The sequence below is a fragment of the Henriciella barbarensis genome (genome assembly GCF_003576345.1).
Classification (GTDB): domain Bacteria; phylum Pseudomonadota; class Alphaproteobacteria; order Caulobacterales; family Hyphomonadaceae; genus Henriciella; species Henriciella barbarensis.
The window spans coordinates 908,022-921,654 of sequence record NZ_QWGB01000005.1 but is presented as its reverse complement, the minus strand read 5'-3'; the positions used below and the strand labels follow the sequence as shown (position 1 = coordinate 921,654).

Below are 13,633 nucleotides of genomic sequence, written 5' to 3'. Positions count from 1 at the left end.
CCCGGTAAATCAAGGTTTCGCGGGCAGGCACAGACCTTTGGCGGCCCTGCGCTACAGGTCGAAACTCATCTCGACTTCCACAGGCCCCGTCATCATCACGCGATTATCGCTGGCACGCCACTCAATGATGAGTTCACCGCCATCGAGGATGAGGCGCGCCTTGCGTTCCGTCTTTCCGGCCCGCGCAGCGCAGACAAGGGCGGCACATGCGCCCGTGCCGCATGCCTTGGTCAGACCAGCGCCCCGCTCCCAGACTCGAAGCCGGATCGTCTCGCGGTCAATGATCTGTGCAAAGCCGACATTGGTGCCTTCGGGAAACAGTGGATGCCACTCAACCAGCGGGCCGATCTGCGGAATGTTATAGGCGTCCACATCTTCAACGAAGAAGACCGCGTGGGGATTACCCATGGAGACGACGGCAGGTTTGGAAAGATATGGGTTATCCATCGGGCCAATACGCACATCGACGCCGCGAACATCCATCTTCTCGGCGAGCGGAATGTCTTCCCAGTCCATGCGCGGCTTGCCCATATCGACTGTGACAAGGCCGTTCCCGGCGCGCAAACCTTTAAGCAAGTCGGCAGACGTGCGGATCGAGACGCTGTCTGACCCGGCCTCCTCCAGCAGAAGGTGCGCGACAGCGCGCGTCCCGTTCCCGCAGGCGCCGACTTCTTCGCCTGACGAATTCCAGATACGAAGGAAGGCGTCGCTGGACGGATCCTTCTCTATCGACATGACCTGATCGGCCTTCATCTCTGCGGCGATGCTTCGAATCTTGTCTGTGTCGGGCGCGAAGGCCTGCCGCCGCGCGTCAAAGACCGCGAACGCATTGCCTGCCCCATTCATCTTCCAGACTTTCATGGCCCGCTATGTAGGCGTGAAAGCGAAGAAGCGAAAGCGCTCGTTTGCGCGCTAGGCCTGCCGCGGCAACTGGTATGCGAGGACCCAGCCTAAAATCTGGGTCAGTGCGGCTGTAATCACCAGTCCGTCCATGAGGGCGTGCTGCCAGAAGAAGGAGAGGAGCACGACCCCCATACACGCCCAGTCGACGCGGTCATCGCTGATAAGGTAGCCGGGAAAACGGCGCTCCCGCTGGATCTGCTTTAGCGTGATGCCCTGCCACATACGGTTCATGGTTGGTGGACCGAACACGTCCTGCAATACGCGTGGATCCTGTATGCCGGTCAGTTCGCACAGTATGGCTGCATCGACAGCCCCGCCCTCGACCTGCTGTTTGCGGGTCATCGTGCTCAGCAGGCTGGCAAGCGCGGACAGCAGGATAGCAATGGCGGTCGCAACATAGGCGACGCCATCAAAGCCGGGAACGCCGCCCATATCAGGCCCCTCGCTCAGTGTTTTGTGGTGTGCGGAGGGGTGATCCGGTCATGGCTGCCTATCTGGGGATCGCGGCCCAGTAATCAAAGTCCAGAAGGACATCGGGGTGGTACTTGCCGTCCTCGCCCTTCAGCGGAAAGTCGCTGCATGGGTGGTTCTTCGTCGCCACGAGGCGCAGTCGAAGCGCGCCGGTACCGTCAGAGAGCTCGGCCTTGTCCAGGACTTCCGACCAGGCATAGACCGTGTCGCCGGCAAATAGCGGGCCCGCATGCGTGCCGGCATTAATGGCCAGCATCTGGGCGGCGCTTTCGAGGCCATTGAAAGAGAGCGCGCGCGCGATGGAGATCACGACACCGCCATAGATGAGCCGCTTGCCGAAGCGGCTGCCGGCCTGCGCGTGCGCGTCGAAGTGGACTTTGGCCGTGTTCTGGTAAAGGCGGGTGGCGGTCTGGTGCTCGGCCTCTTCCACGGTCATCCCGTCGACATGGTCGATTTTCTCGCCGACCTGATAATCGTCGTAACGCCAGCTGGATCCGGCAAGCGCACTGTTCCAGTCTCTGTAACTTGGCGCAACCAGGTCTGACGCAGCGACCGCTTCGGGAAGGTCTGGCGCTGAAACATCTGGTGCAGGGCTAGATGGGTCCTTCTTGTGGACCATGACCCAGCGCACATAGGATAGGACCGTTTCGCCGTGCTGGTTTTCACCGCGCGTGCGCACCCAGACCACGCCCGTCTTGCCGTTGGAGTTTTCCTTGACGCCGATGACGTCGGAGATCGCCGTCAGCGTATCGCCGGGATAGACCGTCTTCAGAAATTTGCCGTCAGCATAGCCGAGATTGGCAACTGCATTGAGAGAGATGTCGGGCACCGTCTTGCCAAAGACGACATGGAAGGCAAGCAGCGGATCGATCGGCAAGGCGTCAAAGCCGTTGGTTGTCGCAAACGTTTCAGCCGAATAGAGCGCATGGCGGCTGCCCGTCAGGGCGCGGTAGAGCGAGAGATCGCCAGTAGAGACGGTCAGCGGCGTCGCATGGACAAGCTCCATGCCCGGCTTGAAGTCTTCGAAATAGTGGCCCGGATTCGATTTGGTCATGTCGCCCTCTAAGCTTTGCTGAGGGCGCGGTGGCGCGCGATTTGCGCCTGTCCTGGCCCCGTCAATTCATGCGGGGACCAGTTGCACTGTCTAGACGCTTGAGATCAAGGCCGGATCTTGTCCCGGAAGAAGGATGGCAAGAATAATCGCGCCAACCAGGAACAAGCTGATCATCCGGGCATCACCGCGGCGGATAAGGTCGCGAAAGCCGTCCGGTCCATAGGTTATGAAGTGCGGCCCGAAGAAGAGGGCGGCAGCGAGGGCGAGAAACGCAAAGGCGATCAGAACGAAGAAGCTCATAGCCGCGATTGGTAGCGCGCCTATTTGAACATCCCGCTCCCGGTTTCGATCAAATTTGATCTAATCAGGTAATCTCGAGCAGCTTTTCGATCGGTCGGCCGAGTACGGCCTTGTTGCCCTTGATGCCGATAGGGCGCTGGATCAGCTTTGGATTTTCAACCATCGCCTCGAAGAGATCCTCGTCGCTCATTGTCGTCGGAATGTCGAATTTCTGGGCGTCCTTGTCGCGCAGGAATTCACGGGGGGAGACGCCGCCCATCTTCTGCGCGATGTCTTTCAGATCTGCTACGCTCAGCGCTTCGCCTGCATTCATGTATTTGCGGATGTCCGGCTCAATTCCGTTTTCCTGCAGCAGGGCAAGGCCTTTGCGGGAGGTGGAGCAGCCCGTGTGGTGGAGAAGTGTATAAGTCATCGCTCAGTTCGCCTCCATTGCCTTGATAGCCTCATTAACTGCGACGATACGCTTCGCCTCTTCAAGATGCAGAAGCTCCGTCATCTTGCCATTAACCTTGAGGACGCCCTTGCCCCTATTGGCCGGGTCGGCAAAGGCGTCAATCACGTCCTTTGCCTGCGCCACATCCGCTTCGGCGGGCGCGAAGATTTCGTTCGTGGTCTCGATCTGGCTTGGGTGGATCAGCGTCTTGCCGTCAAACCCCAGAAGACGGCCCTGACGCACTTCGGCTTCGAGGCCTTCGGCGTTCGAAATGTCATTATAGACGCCATCGATTGCGAAAATGTCATAGGCACGCGCCGCGGCGAGCGTCAGACCAAAGAAGGTCTGGAATGCTGTTCGCGCAGGGTCGTTCACCGCCCGCAGCTCCTTGGCGATATCATTGGTGCCCATGACGAAAGCAGTCAGACGCGTGCGGCCTGCCGCTTCGGCGATATCCTTGATGTTGAGGATGGCCTTCGGCATCTCAATCATGACCCAGAGACCAAGATCCTCAGGCGCACCGGCGCGAGAAAGCGCGTCGTCCAGACGGTCGATATCGCCGCCATCTATGACTTTCGGCGCCAGAATGGCATCGGGGCCTGCATCGACAGCTGCTTTCAGGTCCTCAAGGCCCCATTCGGTATCAAGCCCATTGATGCGGATCACAACCTCGCGCTGGCCATATCCGCCAGCCTTGACCGCATCGCAGACGGTTTTGCGTGCTTCCAGCTTCGCGTCCGGGGCCACTGCGTCCTCTAGATCGAGGATAACCGCATCTGCAGCGAGCGACTTTGCTTTCTCAAGTGCGCGAGCATTGGCGCCCGGCATATAGAGGCAGGAGCGGCGGGGACGATTGGCGCTGGACATTGGATGGCTCCGAATTGGTTTCAGTCGATGCCGCTTGTACAGGCTGTAACATCGACATGACAACCAGTTGCGGGCCTGCCACGTAGAAGCAGGACAACAGGCTTTTTCAAAGGTGTCTTATGAGAACGATTGCTGCCCTCATCATCGCAGCTTCGGCGGCGATGACCGCGATGGCTGAACCCATCACGTTGCGTGAGGCGATGCAGGAATTTCGCAACCGGGGCGCCGGGCAGGTCGAAGGCGTGCTTCTGCACGGTGTGCCGGTCATAAAGGGCACCATCGAGGAGCAGGCTTTCACCGCCTCCATGTTTCAGTGCGATGTGCCAGACTATGCCTGCCGCGTTGTAATCGCGCGCAGCTGTGTCGACATGATGTCGATCGGCGCAGCCGAGGCCCTGCAGCTGGCCAACACCTACAATCTGCAGATTGAGCCGCGCGGCTACGCGCTGGTCAGCCGGGCGTCCAGCGGTAGTGCTTCGCTCTGCGTGCAGTCGCGCTATGACCTTGGCGGCGACAGTGTCTTCGATATGAGCGAGACATTCGAGTGGCGCGAAACCGTCACCGAGTTCGATGAATTCATCAATCAGGCCCGCCGTTCCGCAGTCGCGCGCAATTTGCTTACCAACTAGCCCGTGGCTTCAGCGACTATGCCGGACAGAGTGTCTTCGATCTTGCCCGCATTCACGCTGTCTGGCGCCACGCCGTACTGGTCCAGGAGTGCGTCGATGTTCTGACGCAGGACCTGCACGCCGCTGCTCGTTTCGATCACAAGCATCTTCATCGGAAGTTCCACTCCGAGCGCCGGGTTGGCCTGCATCAGCGGCGTTCCAGCTTTGGGATTGCCGAATATGAAGAGTGTCGATGGTGCAAGCTCCAGCCCCGCATCCGCGGCGCCCTTCGAATGGTCAACCATGGCGAAGATGGTCAGTGGGCGTTTCTCAAGAGCGGCGCGGAGCTTTGAAACCGTTACGGCAAAGTCGTTTGCGCTGTCTTCGGCAATCAGGGCCTGGGCGGCGGGTTGATCGGTTAGTTCAGGAGAAATCACCGGCTGGCTCTGCGTTATGCAGGTCTGGCAGGCGCTGAGTGAGACGGCGGCGACTGCGGCGGCAGCGAGAAGTGCTTGTTTCATCTGGGGTCCCTGTTTTCCATCTTGAACCTTCGCAACGCGTAGCCGAGTGCTTACGTTCAGCCTTGGTCGGGCAAACAGGAGCAGGCGATGAGTGATATCCGGGGCCATGTGGCAAGCGGTTTTGAGCCTGTCCGAGAAGTTTTCGCCGAAACTTTTAAGGCCGGTGAAGAGCTGGGCGCTGGTTTTAGCGCCATTCTGGATGGTGAGGTCGTTGTCGACATTCAGGGCGGGAAGACCTCCCGCGCCGGCGACGAGGACTGGGACGAGACGACCATTGTGCCTGTCTATTCAACGACCAAGGGTGTCTCTGCGCTCGTGATCGCGTCTGTTATCGGCAGTTTGAATGAAGGCTACGAGACCCCTGTTGCCGAGGTCTGGCCCGAGTTTGCGGCCGCCGGGAAAGGCGATGTCACGATCGGTGAGCTGCTGTCCCATCAGTCCGGTCTCGTCGGGTTCGCGCAGCCGATAGACCCGGATCTCTGGCTTGATCCGGACGGACTCGCAACTGCGCTGGCGGAGGTTGAGCCCCTCTGGAAACCGGGGACGGCGCATGGCTATCACCCGTCCACATGGGGGTATCTGGCGGGAGAAATCGTCAAGCGGATCACCGGGCGAACGCTTGGTACCATATTGAAAGAGGATTTCTGCGCGCCCGCGGGGGTCGACTTCCAGATTGGCCTTCCGCCTGAAGACGATGACCGTGTTGCCGAGATCCAGCGCCCGCGCGAGATGCCAAAACTGGGCGAAATCAATGAGTTCAGGAAAGTCGCCTTCCTAACCAAATGGGCCTCGCCCAGCCGCACCGGCAGTGAATGGCGGCGCATGGAGCAGCCTGCGGCCAACGGGCATGGTACGGCGAAGGCGGTCGCGCGGCTATATGGCATCTATGCGAATGGCGGGAAACTTGGCGACAGGCGGTTGATTTCAGAGGAGTCTTTCCGGGAGCTGACGCGCCGCCGGGTTATCGGCGATGACCTCGTCCTTCCCTTCGTGACGGAGTTCGCAGCCGGTGTGATGCGCAACAATCTCGGCATCTATGGTCCGAACCCTGAAACGCTTGCTCACTCAGGCTGGGGCGGGTCCCTCGCACTTGGCGATCCGGATCGCCGCCTCTCGGCCGCCTATGTCATGAACAAACAATCGAGCCATCTACAGGGGGATCCGCGCGCGCGTCGTCTGGTAGATGCGCTGTATGGCTGTCTGTAGGAAAGTTGGCCGTTTTCCCTGAAAGTGCACGGTGCAGCCATGGTGCACGGGCGGTGTTTCTGTGGTGTTTATGAAGGCGCTGCGAAAATAGCCGGGGACAAGACATGTTGAGCGACGTGAACTGGCTCGCCTTTCTGGGTGCGATGGCGCTCGTCGAGCTGACGCCCGGACCGAATATGGGCTGGCTGACCGCGCTCGCCGCGCAGCAAGGCCGCCGGGTCGGATTCATGGCTGTGGTTGGGATCACGCTTGGTCTGACGGTTCAGCTGGTTCTGGCGGCAACAGGATTCTCGACCTTCATCGCTGGAAATGCGCTCGTCTACGAAGTGCTACGCTGGGCGGGCATTGGCTTCATGCTCTATCTCGCGCTTGAGGCCTGGCGGGAGACTGGCGAGCCGTCTCCGGGACAGGCAAAGACGCTAGAGGGCTTCAGGCGCGGCTTCATCGCCAATCTGCTCAATCCCAAGGCGCTTGTGTTCTATATTGCCGTTGTGACGCAGTTTGCGGGTGAGGGCGGCAAGGAGCCGTCGACCGGGCAGATCCTGATATTGGGCAGCCTGCATATCCTTGTCGCCACCCTGGTTCATGTCGGTCTCGTCGTGATGGGTGCAAGGCTGGGCGATCAGATCGCCAGCTATCGTAAATCAGCAAAGGTCAGGGCTGTCTTTGCGCTCGCGCTTGTTGGCATTGCGATATGGATGGCAGTGACATCGCAGCGCTAGAGCTCGCCCGGCCGCCAGCATGGTATGCAGCTTGCTGATCTGTGAGGTGAACCGGATCTCCATCCTAATTCATATACAAGACCTGTGACCGGCGTTAGTTGAATAACGCCGGTCTTTTTTTGCTACTCAGCCAGCCGCGCAGCGCGCGCGAGGCGACGCGATTTACGCTCACGTAAAACGCTGTCGAGCGTGAAGACCAAGAGCGCCGTCCAGATCAGCCCGAAGGCGACGGCATCGACGGGGCCGAAAGGTTCGCGGAAGATAGCGACCGCGATCAGGAATTGCAGCGTCGGCGTCAAGTATTGCATCATGCCGATCGTGGCGAGCTTCAGGCGTTTGGCAGCAAGTGCGAACAGGATAAGCGGCACGGCCGTGATGGGTCCAGCAAGTGGAATTAGCCAATCAAGGGCGATTCCATCGCCCAGCCAGCCACCCTCCGGGGTCTGCTGAAACCAGGTGAGCCAGATAAATGCCACGGGGAACAGAAGCGCAGTCTCTATTGCGAACCCAATCCGGCTATCCACGCTGACGGTTTTGCGAACGGCGCCATAGGCGGCAAAGCTGAAACACAGAACAAGTGAGACCCAAGGCAGGCGGCCAAGCTCCCAGGTCAGGACGGCGACGCCGCAGCTTGCAATCGCAATGGCAATCCATTGGGCGCGCCGCAGCGTTTCCGAGAAGAAGATCATGCCCAACAGCACGCTCACCAGCGGATTGATGAAATAGCCAAGGCTCGCTTCTGTGACCCGCTCGGCAGACACCGCCCAGATATAGAGAAGCCAGTTCGTCGCAATCAGCCCGGCAGAAATGGAAAGATAGAGCATCCGCCGGGGCGTGAGGGCGCCGCGAAGGTCCCGCCACCGCCGGGCAATGGCGATGAAGATCAGCGCGGTTGGCAGGCCCCAGAGGATACGATGGGCCAGCATCTCAATCGGGCCGACATGATCGAGCAAGCGAAAGTAGAGCGGCAACCCACCCCAGATAAGGTAGGCGCCGAATCCGCAAGTCAGGCCAAGGCGCAGTTCGCTCGTCATGCGCGGCACCTAATGCGGCCCGGAGGCAATAGCCAACAAATTCCGAAGCGCGCCTGACATGGAACAGTTCAGGCCCTTTGGACGTCTTGGCGAGGTGACTGAAACAAACGCCGAAAATCAGGCAGAGCAGAGTTTCCGCACATCTGAAGAAGCCCGGCATGAGAATGCGAATGTCGGGAGCTATCACCGTGTGTGGAAGAGCGACACGGCCTTCATTGTCTCGACAGCGGCAGCCGCGATCGGCCTCGGCAATCTCTGGCGCTTTCCCTACCTGCTCGGCGAGCAGGGCGGCGGCGCCTTCCTGATTGCGTATCTTGTCTGCCTGCTGGTCGTTGCGCTGCCCATTGCCGTCATAGAGCTGGCCGCCGGGCGCCGTACGAGAAGCGGTGTGCTGGGGGCTTTTCGTGTCGCGGGGCCCCGCAGCCGCTATTTCGGCTATATCGTCCTGTTTCTGATCTTCCTCATCACAAGCTATTACCTGGTGCTGACCGGGTGGACATTCAGCTATGCCCTGGATTCCTTCGATGGTGATTTTCAGCCATTCGACGCCTATCAGCAGGGATGGGGCTCGCTGGTCGCGTTTCTGCTTGTGCTGGTCTTCGCCTGCATCCCCTTGTTTCTGGGCGTTGGCGCGATTGAAAAAGTTGCGTTCGTGACCGCACCGACGCTGCTGGTCGTGCTCGCTGGTATCGGGGTCTATGCCTATCTGGAAAGTGACGGCTGGGGCCAGTCCGTTGAATTCCTGACCGGTTTCGAGGGCGCAGATCTCATGGACGCGTCCGTCTGGTACAAGGCGCTGGGGCAGTCGTTCTACAGCCTTATGATCGGGCAGGGCTATCTGCTTACCTATGGCCGCCACGTGGCCGCGGGTACGAACCTGCCGCGTGCTGCAGGGGTGATCGCCTTTGTAAATGCGGGCGCGGGTATCTCAGCCGGTTTCGTGCTTTTCCCTTTCGTGTTCGCGTCCGGTGCCGATCCGGCGCAGGGTCCTGAACTGATCTTCGCCGTGCTGCCAAATGCCATCAGCGAAATTCCGTTCGGTTATGTGGTAGGTGTCTCTCTTTTCATCGCTTTCTTCCTGGCCGCATTCACGTCTTGCGTGGCGTCACTGAAGACGATCGTGGATGGCATTTTCGGCATGCGTATCTGCTCTTACCGCCGTGCCATGCTTATCGCAGTCGGGGCGCTCCTCTTTGCCGGCCTGCCATCAGCGCTCAGCTATACCGGCCTGGAGTTGTCCATTGGCAGCGAGGCTGTGCTTGACCGGGTCGACAATCTGACGGGGTCAGCGCTGGTCATCTTCGCCGGCATTATCGGGGCGGGCCTGCTTATAAAAGCCGGACGGCACCGCAGACCGCCCAGCTGAGACATCCCAGCCGGGCGGGTATCGGTTTAACCCCTACTCGCCTTCACCTGCGAACATATCTCCGAAGAAGTCGCCTTCATTCCAGCTTGGACGCTCTTCCATGTTGGCCACGCTGCGGGCGATGTCGGCTTTGACAGCGGCAAAGCGGGCCAATGCGTTGAAGTTCAGCTGGTCGGCCTCATCAGACGGGCGGTGATAGTCTTCCGCGAGGAATTTCGCCTGCGCGTCGCCCCCGCCATTGGCATGGCCTGGCACAAGATAGGTCGCCGGCACGCCCTGTTTCACCCAGCTATAATGGTCTGAGCGGGTGAACAGGCCAAGATCCGGGTTCGGGTCCGGGCTGAGGGTCAGGCCAGCGCCTTCAACGGCGGCTTTCACCGGTTCATACAGGTTCGAGCGTTCCGTGCCGAAGGCGACAACATCCTCAAATTCATAGGTCATGATTGGCATGTCGAGATTCACGTTGGCAACCACGCCATCGGCTGGGACGGTCGGGAAGCGGGCATAATAGTCGGAGCCGACGAGGCCTTTTTCTTCTGCGGTCACAGCGACGAAGACCACGCTGCGACTTGGCGGATTGAGCGAGAGGAGCCGGGCAACCTCTAGCAGGGCCGATGTGCCCGACGCATTGTCCATTGCGCCATTGAAGAGCGTGTCCTCATTCTGGTTGAAGCTCGGCTTCTTGCCTTCATGATCGAGGTGGGCCGAGAGTACGACGTATTCGGCTGAAAGCGCTTCATCCGTACCGGGGAGGATGGCGGCGACGTTCGGGCTGGTAATCTCTTCATGCGTGCTGTTGGCTTCAATGCGCAGGGTGAGACCAAGTTCAAACGGCGCGGTGCCAGTGACAGTTTCCTCGACAAGCGCGTCATAGTCGCGGCCGGCGGCTTCGATCAGCTTCTTGGCGCCCTCAATGCTCATCGTGGCTGCGGCCTTCAGGTTTGGCGCGCTCGAGAACGCGTTTCCGTCCGCATCGACCCAGGTCATCGAGGCGCGGCCCATGCGTGCCATGGCGGCGCGTCGCTCAAAGGAATAACGCTCCTGCGCGACTGGGTGGTAGAGGGTCACGACGCCCACCGCGCCAGCTTCAGACAGACGCTGATAGCTGGTAGACGAATAGTGCGCGCGCTCTTCGGTGTTGAGGTCGCTCGGCGCGTCGCGGAAGATGACGGCGATCTTGCCTTCGAGGTCGATGCCTTCGAAGTCATTCCGGCTGCCATCCGGCGCGATGAAGCCATAGCCGACGAAGACGGCTGGCGCTTCGACGAGGCCCTGTTCTACTTGCGATGACGCAGAGATGAGATAGTCGCTGCCCTGTTCCAGGGTGAGGTCCGCCCCATCGGTCACGGTCAGGCTCTGTGTGGCTGACTGGTCAAGCTGATACCGGAAAAGTGGGACCTGCTGCATATAGCTGTCATCATCGCCGCCGGGCTGAAGCCCATAGGCACGGAACTGTTCGGCCACATAGAGCGCAGCAATGTCATAGCCGCGCGTACCGGCCTCACGGCCTTCGAGCAGGTCGTCGGCCAGGAAGCGGACATGAGCTTCGACTTTCCCGGCAGAAGCGGTCTCCGGTGTGGTCGAGGCGTGTGCTTCTTCAGGAATGCTTGGATTGCAGGCGGTGAGCGCGAGCGCGGCCAGAAGGCCGGTGGCGGCAACGAATTTCATTAAAAAACCCCAGCTTTGTCAGATCGCTGAAAGATCGGACAAAGCCGGGGCCAAGGCAAGCTACTTGCGGTAAATGCCGCAGCCGCTCGCCCGCGTTCTAGGCGCTCAGGACGCCGCGCTTGATCAGCTCTTCAGCGATCTGGACGGTGTTGAGCGCTGCGCCCTTGCGGAGGTTATCGGCCACCACCCAGAGCGACAGGCCGTGTTCCACCGTATTGTCGACGCGGATACGCGAGACGAACGTGTCCCACTCGCCCTTGCTCTCAACCGGTGTGATATACTGGTCTTCTTCCGGGTTATCGATGACCTGCACGCCATCGAAATTGCGGAGCGCCTCACGCGCCTGTTCAGGCGTAATCGCTTCCTCGAACTCAATGTTCACGCTTTCGGAGTGACCGACAAATACCGGCACGCGCACACAGGTCACTGTGACCTTGATGTCCGGATCGATCATCTTGTGGGTCTCGTTCCACATCTTGGCTTCTTCGTCGGTGAAGCCGTCTTCGCGGAAAGACCCGATCATCGGGATTACGTTAAAGGCGATCTGGCGCGGATACTCTTCAGGCTCCGGCGCATCGTTCACGAAGATACCCTTGGTCTGGTTCCAGAGTTCATCCATGCCGGACTTGCCCGAGCCGGACACTGACTGGTAGGTCGAGACGACAACGCGCTTGATCTTTGCCGCATCGTGCAGCGGTTTCAGTGCCATGACGAGCTGCGCCGTGGAGCAGTTCGGATTGGCGATGATCATCTTCTTGTCATAGCCAAGCACGTCTTCGCCGTTCACTTCGGGGACGACGAGCGGGACATCCGGGTCCATACGCCAGGCGGACGAGTTGTCGATGACGATCGCGCCCTGCTTGCCGATCTTCTCGGCCCACTCTTTAGACAGCGTGCCGCCAGCCGACATGAGGACCACGTCGACCTTTGAGAAATCGAAATCGTCCAGCACTTCGCATTTGAGGGTCTTGTCGCCATAGCTGACTTCGCGGCCCTTTGAGCGGCGCGAGGCAAGCGCATGAACTTCAGCAGCGGGGAAATCGCGCTCTTCCATAATGTTGAGAAGTTCGCGGCCCACATTACCGGTGGCGCCAACGATTGCGACTTTGATAGCCATAATTTTTCCTTTCGCGATGCCCGCCCATTTAAAGCCAAGCGGACTTTCGTCCAATCAGATGATTAGCCGCTGGACGGATCACAGCATTTCGATGGAAAGAGCGTCCCGCCAGCCTTGATTTGGAAAGCATGTAATGCACGACTGGGCCGGATTCAGGGTGGCAGCTGCAATCACTCTGCGATGAGAAGTGAAACACCGCGACCGAAGACCTGATCGGCGGGCCGGCCGCCGCCGAGATGGTGTGTGAGAGCAAGGCCGCGGTGGATCTGCGGCTGACTGAAGAACCGGACCTATCCTAAAGACAATCGATAATCGCGTCGGTCATGCCGGTCGTGGAGAGATCGCCGCCAAGGTCGCGGGTGCGGGCACCGGCCTCAAGTGCGCGTCCGACAGCTGCCATGATGCGGTCGGCGGCATCCGGACGGGCGAGTGACCAGCGGAGCGCCATCTCAAGCGAAAGGATCGCCGCGCACGGATTGGCGATCCCTTGCCCCGCAATATCCGGAGCTGAGCCATGGACAGGCTCAAACAGGCCTGGTGTGCCTTCCGTACCGAGGCTGGCCGATGGCAGCATGCCGATTGAGCCTGTCAGCATGGCCGCCGCATCGGACAGAAGATCGCCAAAAAGGTTGTCAGCCAGGATGACGTCGAACTGTTTTGGTTCGCGAACCAGCTCCATGGCGCAGGCATCTGCCAGCATATGGGAGAGCTCTACGCCGTCTCCATGCGTTTTGTGGACTGTGGTGACTTCCTCGCGCCAGAACTGGCCGCTTTCCATCACATTCGCCTTGTCGACCGAACAGACGCGGCCTTCCCGCCCGCGCGCAATCTCCAGCGCGACACGGGTGACGCGTTCGACTTCGGGCGCGGTATAAACTGACATATCAAAGCCGCGGCGCACGCCGTTCGCATCCGTCTCGACGCCGCGCGGCTCACCGAAATAGACGCCGGACGTCAGTTCACGCACGATCATGATATCGAGACCTTCGACCCGGTCACGTTTAAGACTCGAGGCATCGACAAGCGCGCCGAAACAGTAGGCGGGCCGCAGGTTTGCAAAGACGTCGAGGCCTTTGCGCAGGCCGAGGAGCCCCGCTTCCGGACGCTTGTCTCGTGCGACATCTGCCCATTTGGGTCCGCCGACAGCACCCAGGAGGATGGCGTCGACCGACCTGGCACGGTCAAGGGCGGCATCCGTAAGCGGTACGCCGTGTGTATTGATCGAAATGCCGCCGACCAGGTTTTCTTCAATCGCAACGTCGGGCGCGACGAGCTGGCAGATTCGCTGCGCTTCGGCCGTCACTTCAGGACCAATACCGTCGCCAGGCAGCAGGAGCAGGGTCTGTTTCATGGATCGTCTCCG

Annotated in this window: 15 protein-coding genes; 4 read left to right on the top strand and 11 right to left on the bottom strand. The window is 60.0% G+C overall.

Translation table 11 applies throughout. The features are described from left to right. Positions 1-51: 51 nt before the first annotated feature. From dapF to D1224_RS07450, 6 genes are all read right to left on the bottom strand, one after another. Positions 52-861 carry a diaminopimelate epimerase gene (dapF, locus tag D1224_RS07475; RefSeq protein ID WP_119379264.1) on the bottom strand — a complete coding sequence of 270 codons (810 nt, stop codon included), beginning with the start codon at positions 859-861 and terminating at the stop codon, positions 52-54. Positions 862-912: 51 nt separating this feature from the next. Next, complete coding sequence (locus tag D1224_RS07470) at positions 913-1,335, bottom strand: hypothetical protein (RefSeq protein WP_119379263.1); 423 nt, start codon at positions 1,333-1,335, stop codon at positions 913-915. A gap of 58 nt (positions 1,336-1,393) precedes the next feature. After that, positions 1,394-2,428: a MaoC family dehydratase gene (locus D1224_RS07465; protein ID WP_119379262.1), complete on the bottom strand. Its 1,035-nt coding sequence runs from the start codon at positions 2,426-2,428 to the stop codon at positions 1,394-1,396. Positions 2,429-2,518: 90 nt separating this feature from the next. Further along, positions 2,519-2,728 carry a hypothetical protein gene (locus D1224_RS07460; RefSeq protein WP_119379261.1) on the bottom strand — a complete coding sequence of 70 codons (210 nt, stop codon included), beginning with the start codon at positions 2,726-2,728 and terminating at the stop codon, positions 2,519-2,521. A gap of 64 nt (positions 2,729-2,792) precedes the next feature. Continuing rightward, a complete protein-coding gene (locus D1224_RS07455; protein ID WP_119379260.1) occupies positions 2,793-3,140 on the bottom strand; it encodes an ArsC/Spx/MgsR family protein in 348 nt (115 codons plus the stop codon). A 3-nt stretch (positions 3,141-3,143) separates the two neighbouring features. Continuing rightward, entirely contained in the window at positions 3,144-4,028 is an 885-nt protein-coding gene (locus D1224_RS07450) for an HpcH/HpaI aldolase/citrate lyase family protein (RefSeq protein WP_119379259.1), read from the bottom strand. A gap of 119 nt (positions 4,029-4,147) precedes the next feature. Between D1224_RS07450 and D1224_RS07445 the strand changes: the two genes are divergently transcribed. After that, positions 4,148-4,657, top strand: coding sequence for a hypothetical protein (locus D1224_RS07445; RefSeq protein WP_119379258.1), 510 nt, complete (start codon positions 4,148-4,150; stop codon positions 4,655-4,657). Here the strand turns inward: D1224_RS07445 and D1224_RS07440 are convergent. Then, a complete protein-coding gene (locus D1224_RS07440) occupies positions 4,654-5,157 on the bottom strand; it encodes a DUF302 domain-containing protein (protein ID WP_182482207.1) in 504 nt (167 codons plus the stop codon). The genes D1224_RS07445 and D1224_RS07440 overlap by 4 nt on opposite strands. Before the next feature lie 87 nt (positions 5,158-5,244). Between D1224_RS07440 and D1224_RS07435 the strand changes: the two genes are divergently transcribed. Further along, complete coding sequence (locus D1224_RS07435) at positions 5,245-6,363, top strand: serine hydrolase domain-containing protein (protein ID WP_119379257.1); 1,119 nt, start codon at positions 5,245-5,247, stop codon at positions 6,361-6,363. A gap of 104 nt (positions 6,364-6,467) precedes the next feature. Continuing rightward, on the top strand, positions 6,468-7,085 hold the full coding sequence (locus tag D1224_RS07430; RefSeq protein WP_119379256.1) for a LysE family translocator: 618 nt from the start codon (positions 6,468-6,470) through the stop codon (positions 7,083-7,085). Between the two features lie 122 nt (positions 7,086-7,207). Here the strand turns inward: D1224_RS07430 and rarD are convergent, their stop codons facing one another. Beyond that, on the bottom strand, positions 7,208-8,119 hold the full coding sequence (gene rarD, locus D1224_RS07425) for an EamA family transporter RarD (RefSeq protein ID WP_119379255.1): 912 nt from the start codon (positions 8,117-8,119) through the stop codon (positions 7,208-7,210). Positions 8,120-8,177: 58 nt separating this feature from the next. Between rarD and D1224_RS07420 the strand changes: the two genes are divergently transcribed. Then, the gene (locus D1224_RS07420; RefSeq protein ID WP_119379254.1) at positions 8,178-9,485 is read left to right on the top strand and encodes a sodium-dependent transporter; all 1,308 of its coding nucleotides are present in this window, start codon (positions 8,178-8,180) and stop codon (positions 9,483-9,485) included. 33 nt (positions 9,486-9,518) lie between these two features. On the opposite strand, the gene D1224_RS07415 is transcribed toward D1224_RS07420, so the two are convergent. The 3 genes from D1224_RS07415 to leuB all read right to left on the bottom strand — a co-directional run bounded on the left by D1224_RS07415 (position 9,519) and on the right by leuB (position 13,621). Next, complete coding sequence (locus D1224_RS07415; protein WP_119379253.1) at positions 9,519-11,153, bottom strand: M28 family metallopeptidase; 1,635 nt, start codon at positions 11,151-11,153, stop codon at positions 9,519-9,521. Between the two features lie 97 nt (positions 11,154-11,250). Further along, positions 11,251-12,270, bottom strand: a complete 1,020-nt coding sequence (locus D1224_RS07410) for an aspartate-semialdehyde dehydrogenase (RefSeq protein WP_119379252.1) — start codon at positions 12,268-12,270, stop codon at positions 11,251-11,253. 295 nt (positions 12,271-12,565) lie between these two features. Then, the gene (gene leuB / locus D1224_RS07405) at positions 12,566-13,621 is read right to left on the bottom strand and encodes a 3-isopropylmalate dehydrogenase (protein WP_119379251.1); all 1,056 of its coding nucleotides are present in this window, start codon (positions 13,619-13,621) and stop codon (positions 12,566-12,568) included. Between the last annotated feature and the right edge of the window lie 12 nt (positions 13,622-13,633).

Coding starts and splice junctions, on each gene's coding strand:
- dapF (WP_119379264.1), bottom strand. CDS start 861: ATGAAAGTCTGGAAGATGAATGGGGCAGGCAATGCGTTCGCGGTCTTT.
- D1224_RS07470 (WP_119379263.1), bottom strand. CDS start 1,335: ATGGGCGGCGTTCCCGGCTTTGATGGCGTCGCCTATGTTGCGACCGCC.
- D1224_RS07465 (WP_119379262.1), bottom strand. CDS start 2,428: ATGACCAAATCGAATCCGGGCCACTATTTCGAAGACTTCAAGCCGGGC.
- D1224_RS07460 (WP_119379261.1), bottom strand. CDS start 2,728: ATGAGCTTCTTCGTTCTGATCGCCTTTGCGTTTCTCGCCCTCGCTGCC.
- D1224_RS07455 (WP_119379260.1), bottom strand. CDS start 3,140: ATGACTTATACACTTCTCCACCACACGGGCTGCTCCACCTCCCGCAAA.
- D1224_RS07450 (WP_119379259.1), bottom strand. CDS start 4,028: ATGTCCAGCGCCAATCGTCCCCGCCGCTCCTGCCTCTATATGCCGGGC.
- D1224_RS07445 (WP_119379258.1), top strand. CDS start 4,148: ATGAGAACGATTGCTGCCCTCATCATCGCAGCTTCGGCGGCGATGACC.
- D1224_RS07440 (WP_182482207.1), bottom strand. CDS start 5,157: ATGAAACAAGCACTTCTCGCTGCCGCCGCAGTCGCCGCCGTCTCACTC.
- D1224_RS07435 (WP_119379257.1), top strand. CDS start 5,245: ATGAGTGATATCCGGGGCCATGTGGCAAGCGGTTTTGAGCCTGTCCGA.
- D1224_RS07430 (WP_119379256.1), top strand. CDS start 6,468: ATGTTGAGCGACGTGAACTGGCTCGCCTTTCTGGGTGCGATGGCGCTC.
- rarD (WP_119379255.1), bottom strand. CDS start 8,119: ATGACGAGCGAACTGCGCCTTGGCCTGACTTGCGGATTCGGCGCCTAC.
- D1224_RS07420 (WP_119379254.1), top strand. CDS start 8,178: ATGGAACAGTTCAGGCCCTTTGGACGTCTTGGCGAGGTGACTGAAACA.
- D1224_RS07415 (WP_119379253.1), bottom strand. CDS start 11,153: ATGAAATTCGTTGCCGCCACCGGCCTTCTGGCCGCGCTCGCGCTCACC.
- D1224_RS07410 (WP_119379252.1), bottom strand. CDS start 12,270: ATGGCTATCAAAGTCGCAATCGTTGGCGCCACCGGTAATGTGGGCCGC.
- leuB (WP_119379251.1), bottom strand. CDS start 13,621: ATGAAACAGACCCTGCTCCTGCTGCCTGGCGACGGTATTGGTCCTGAA.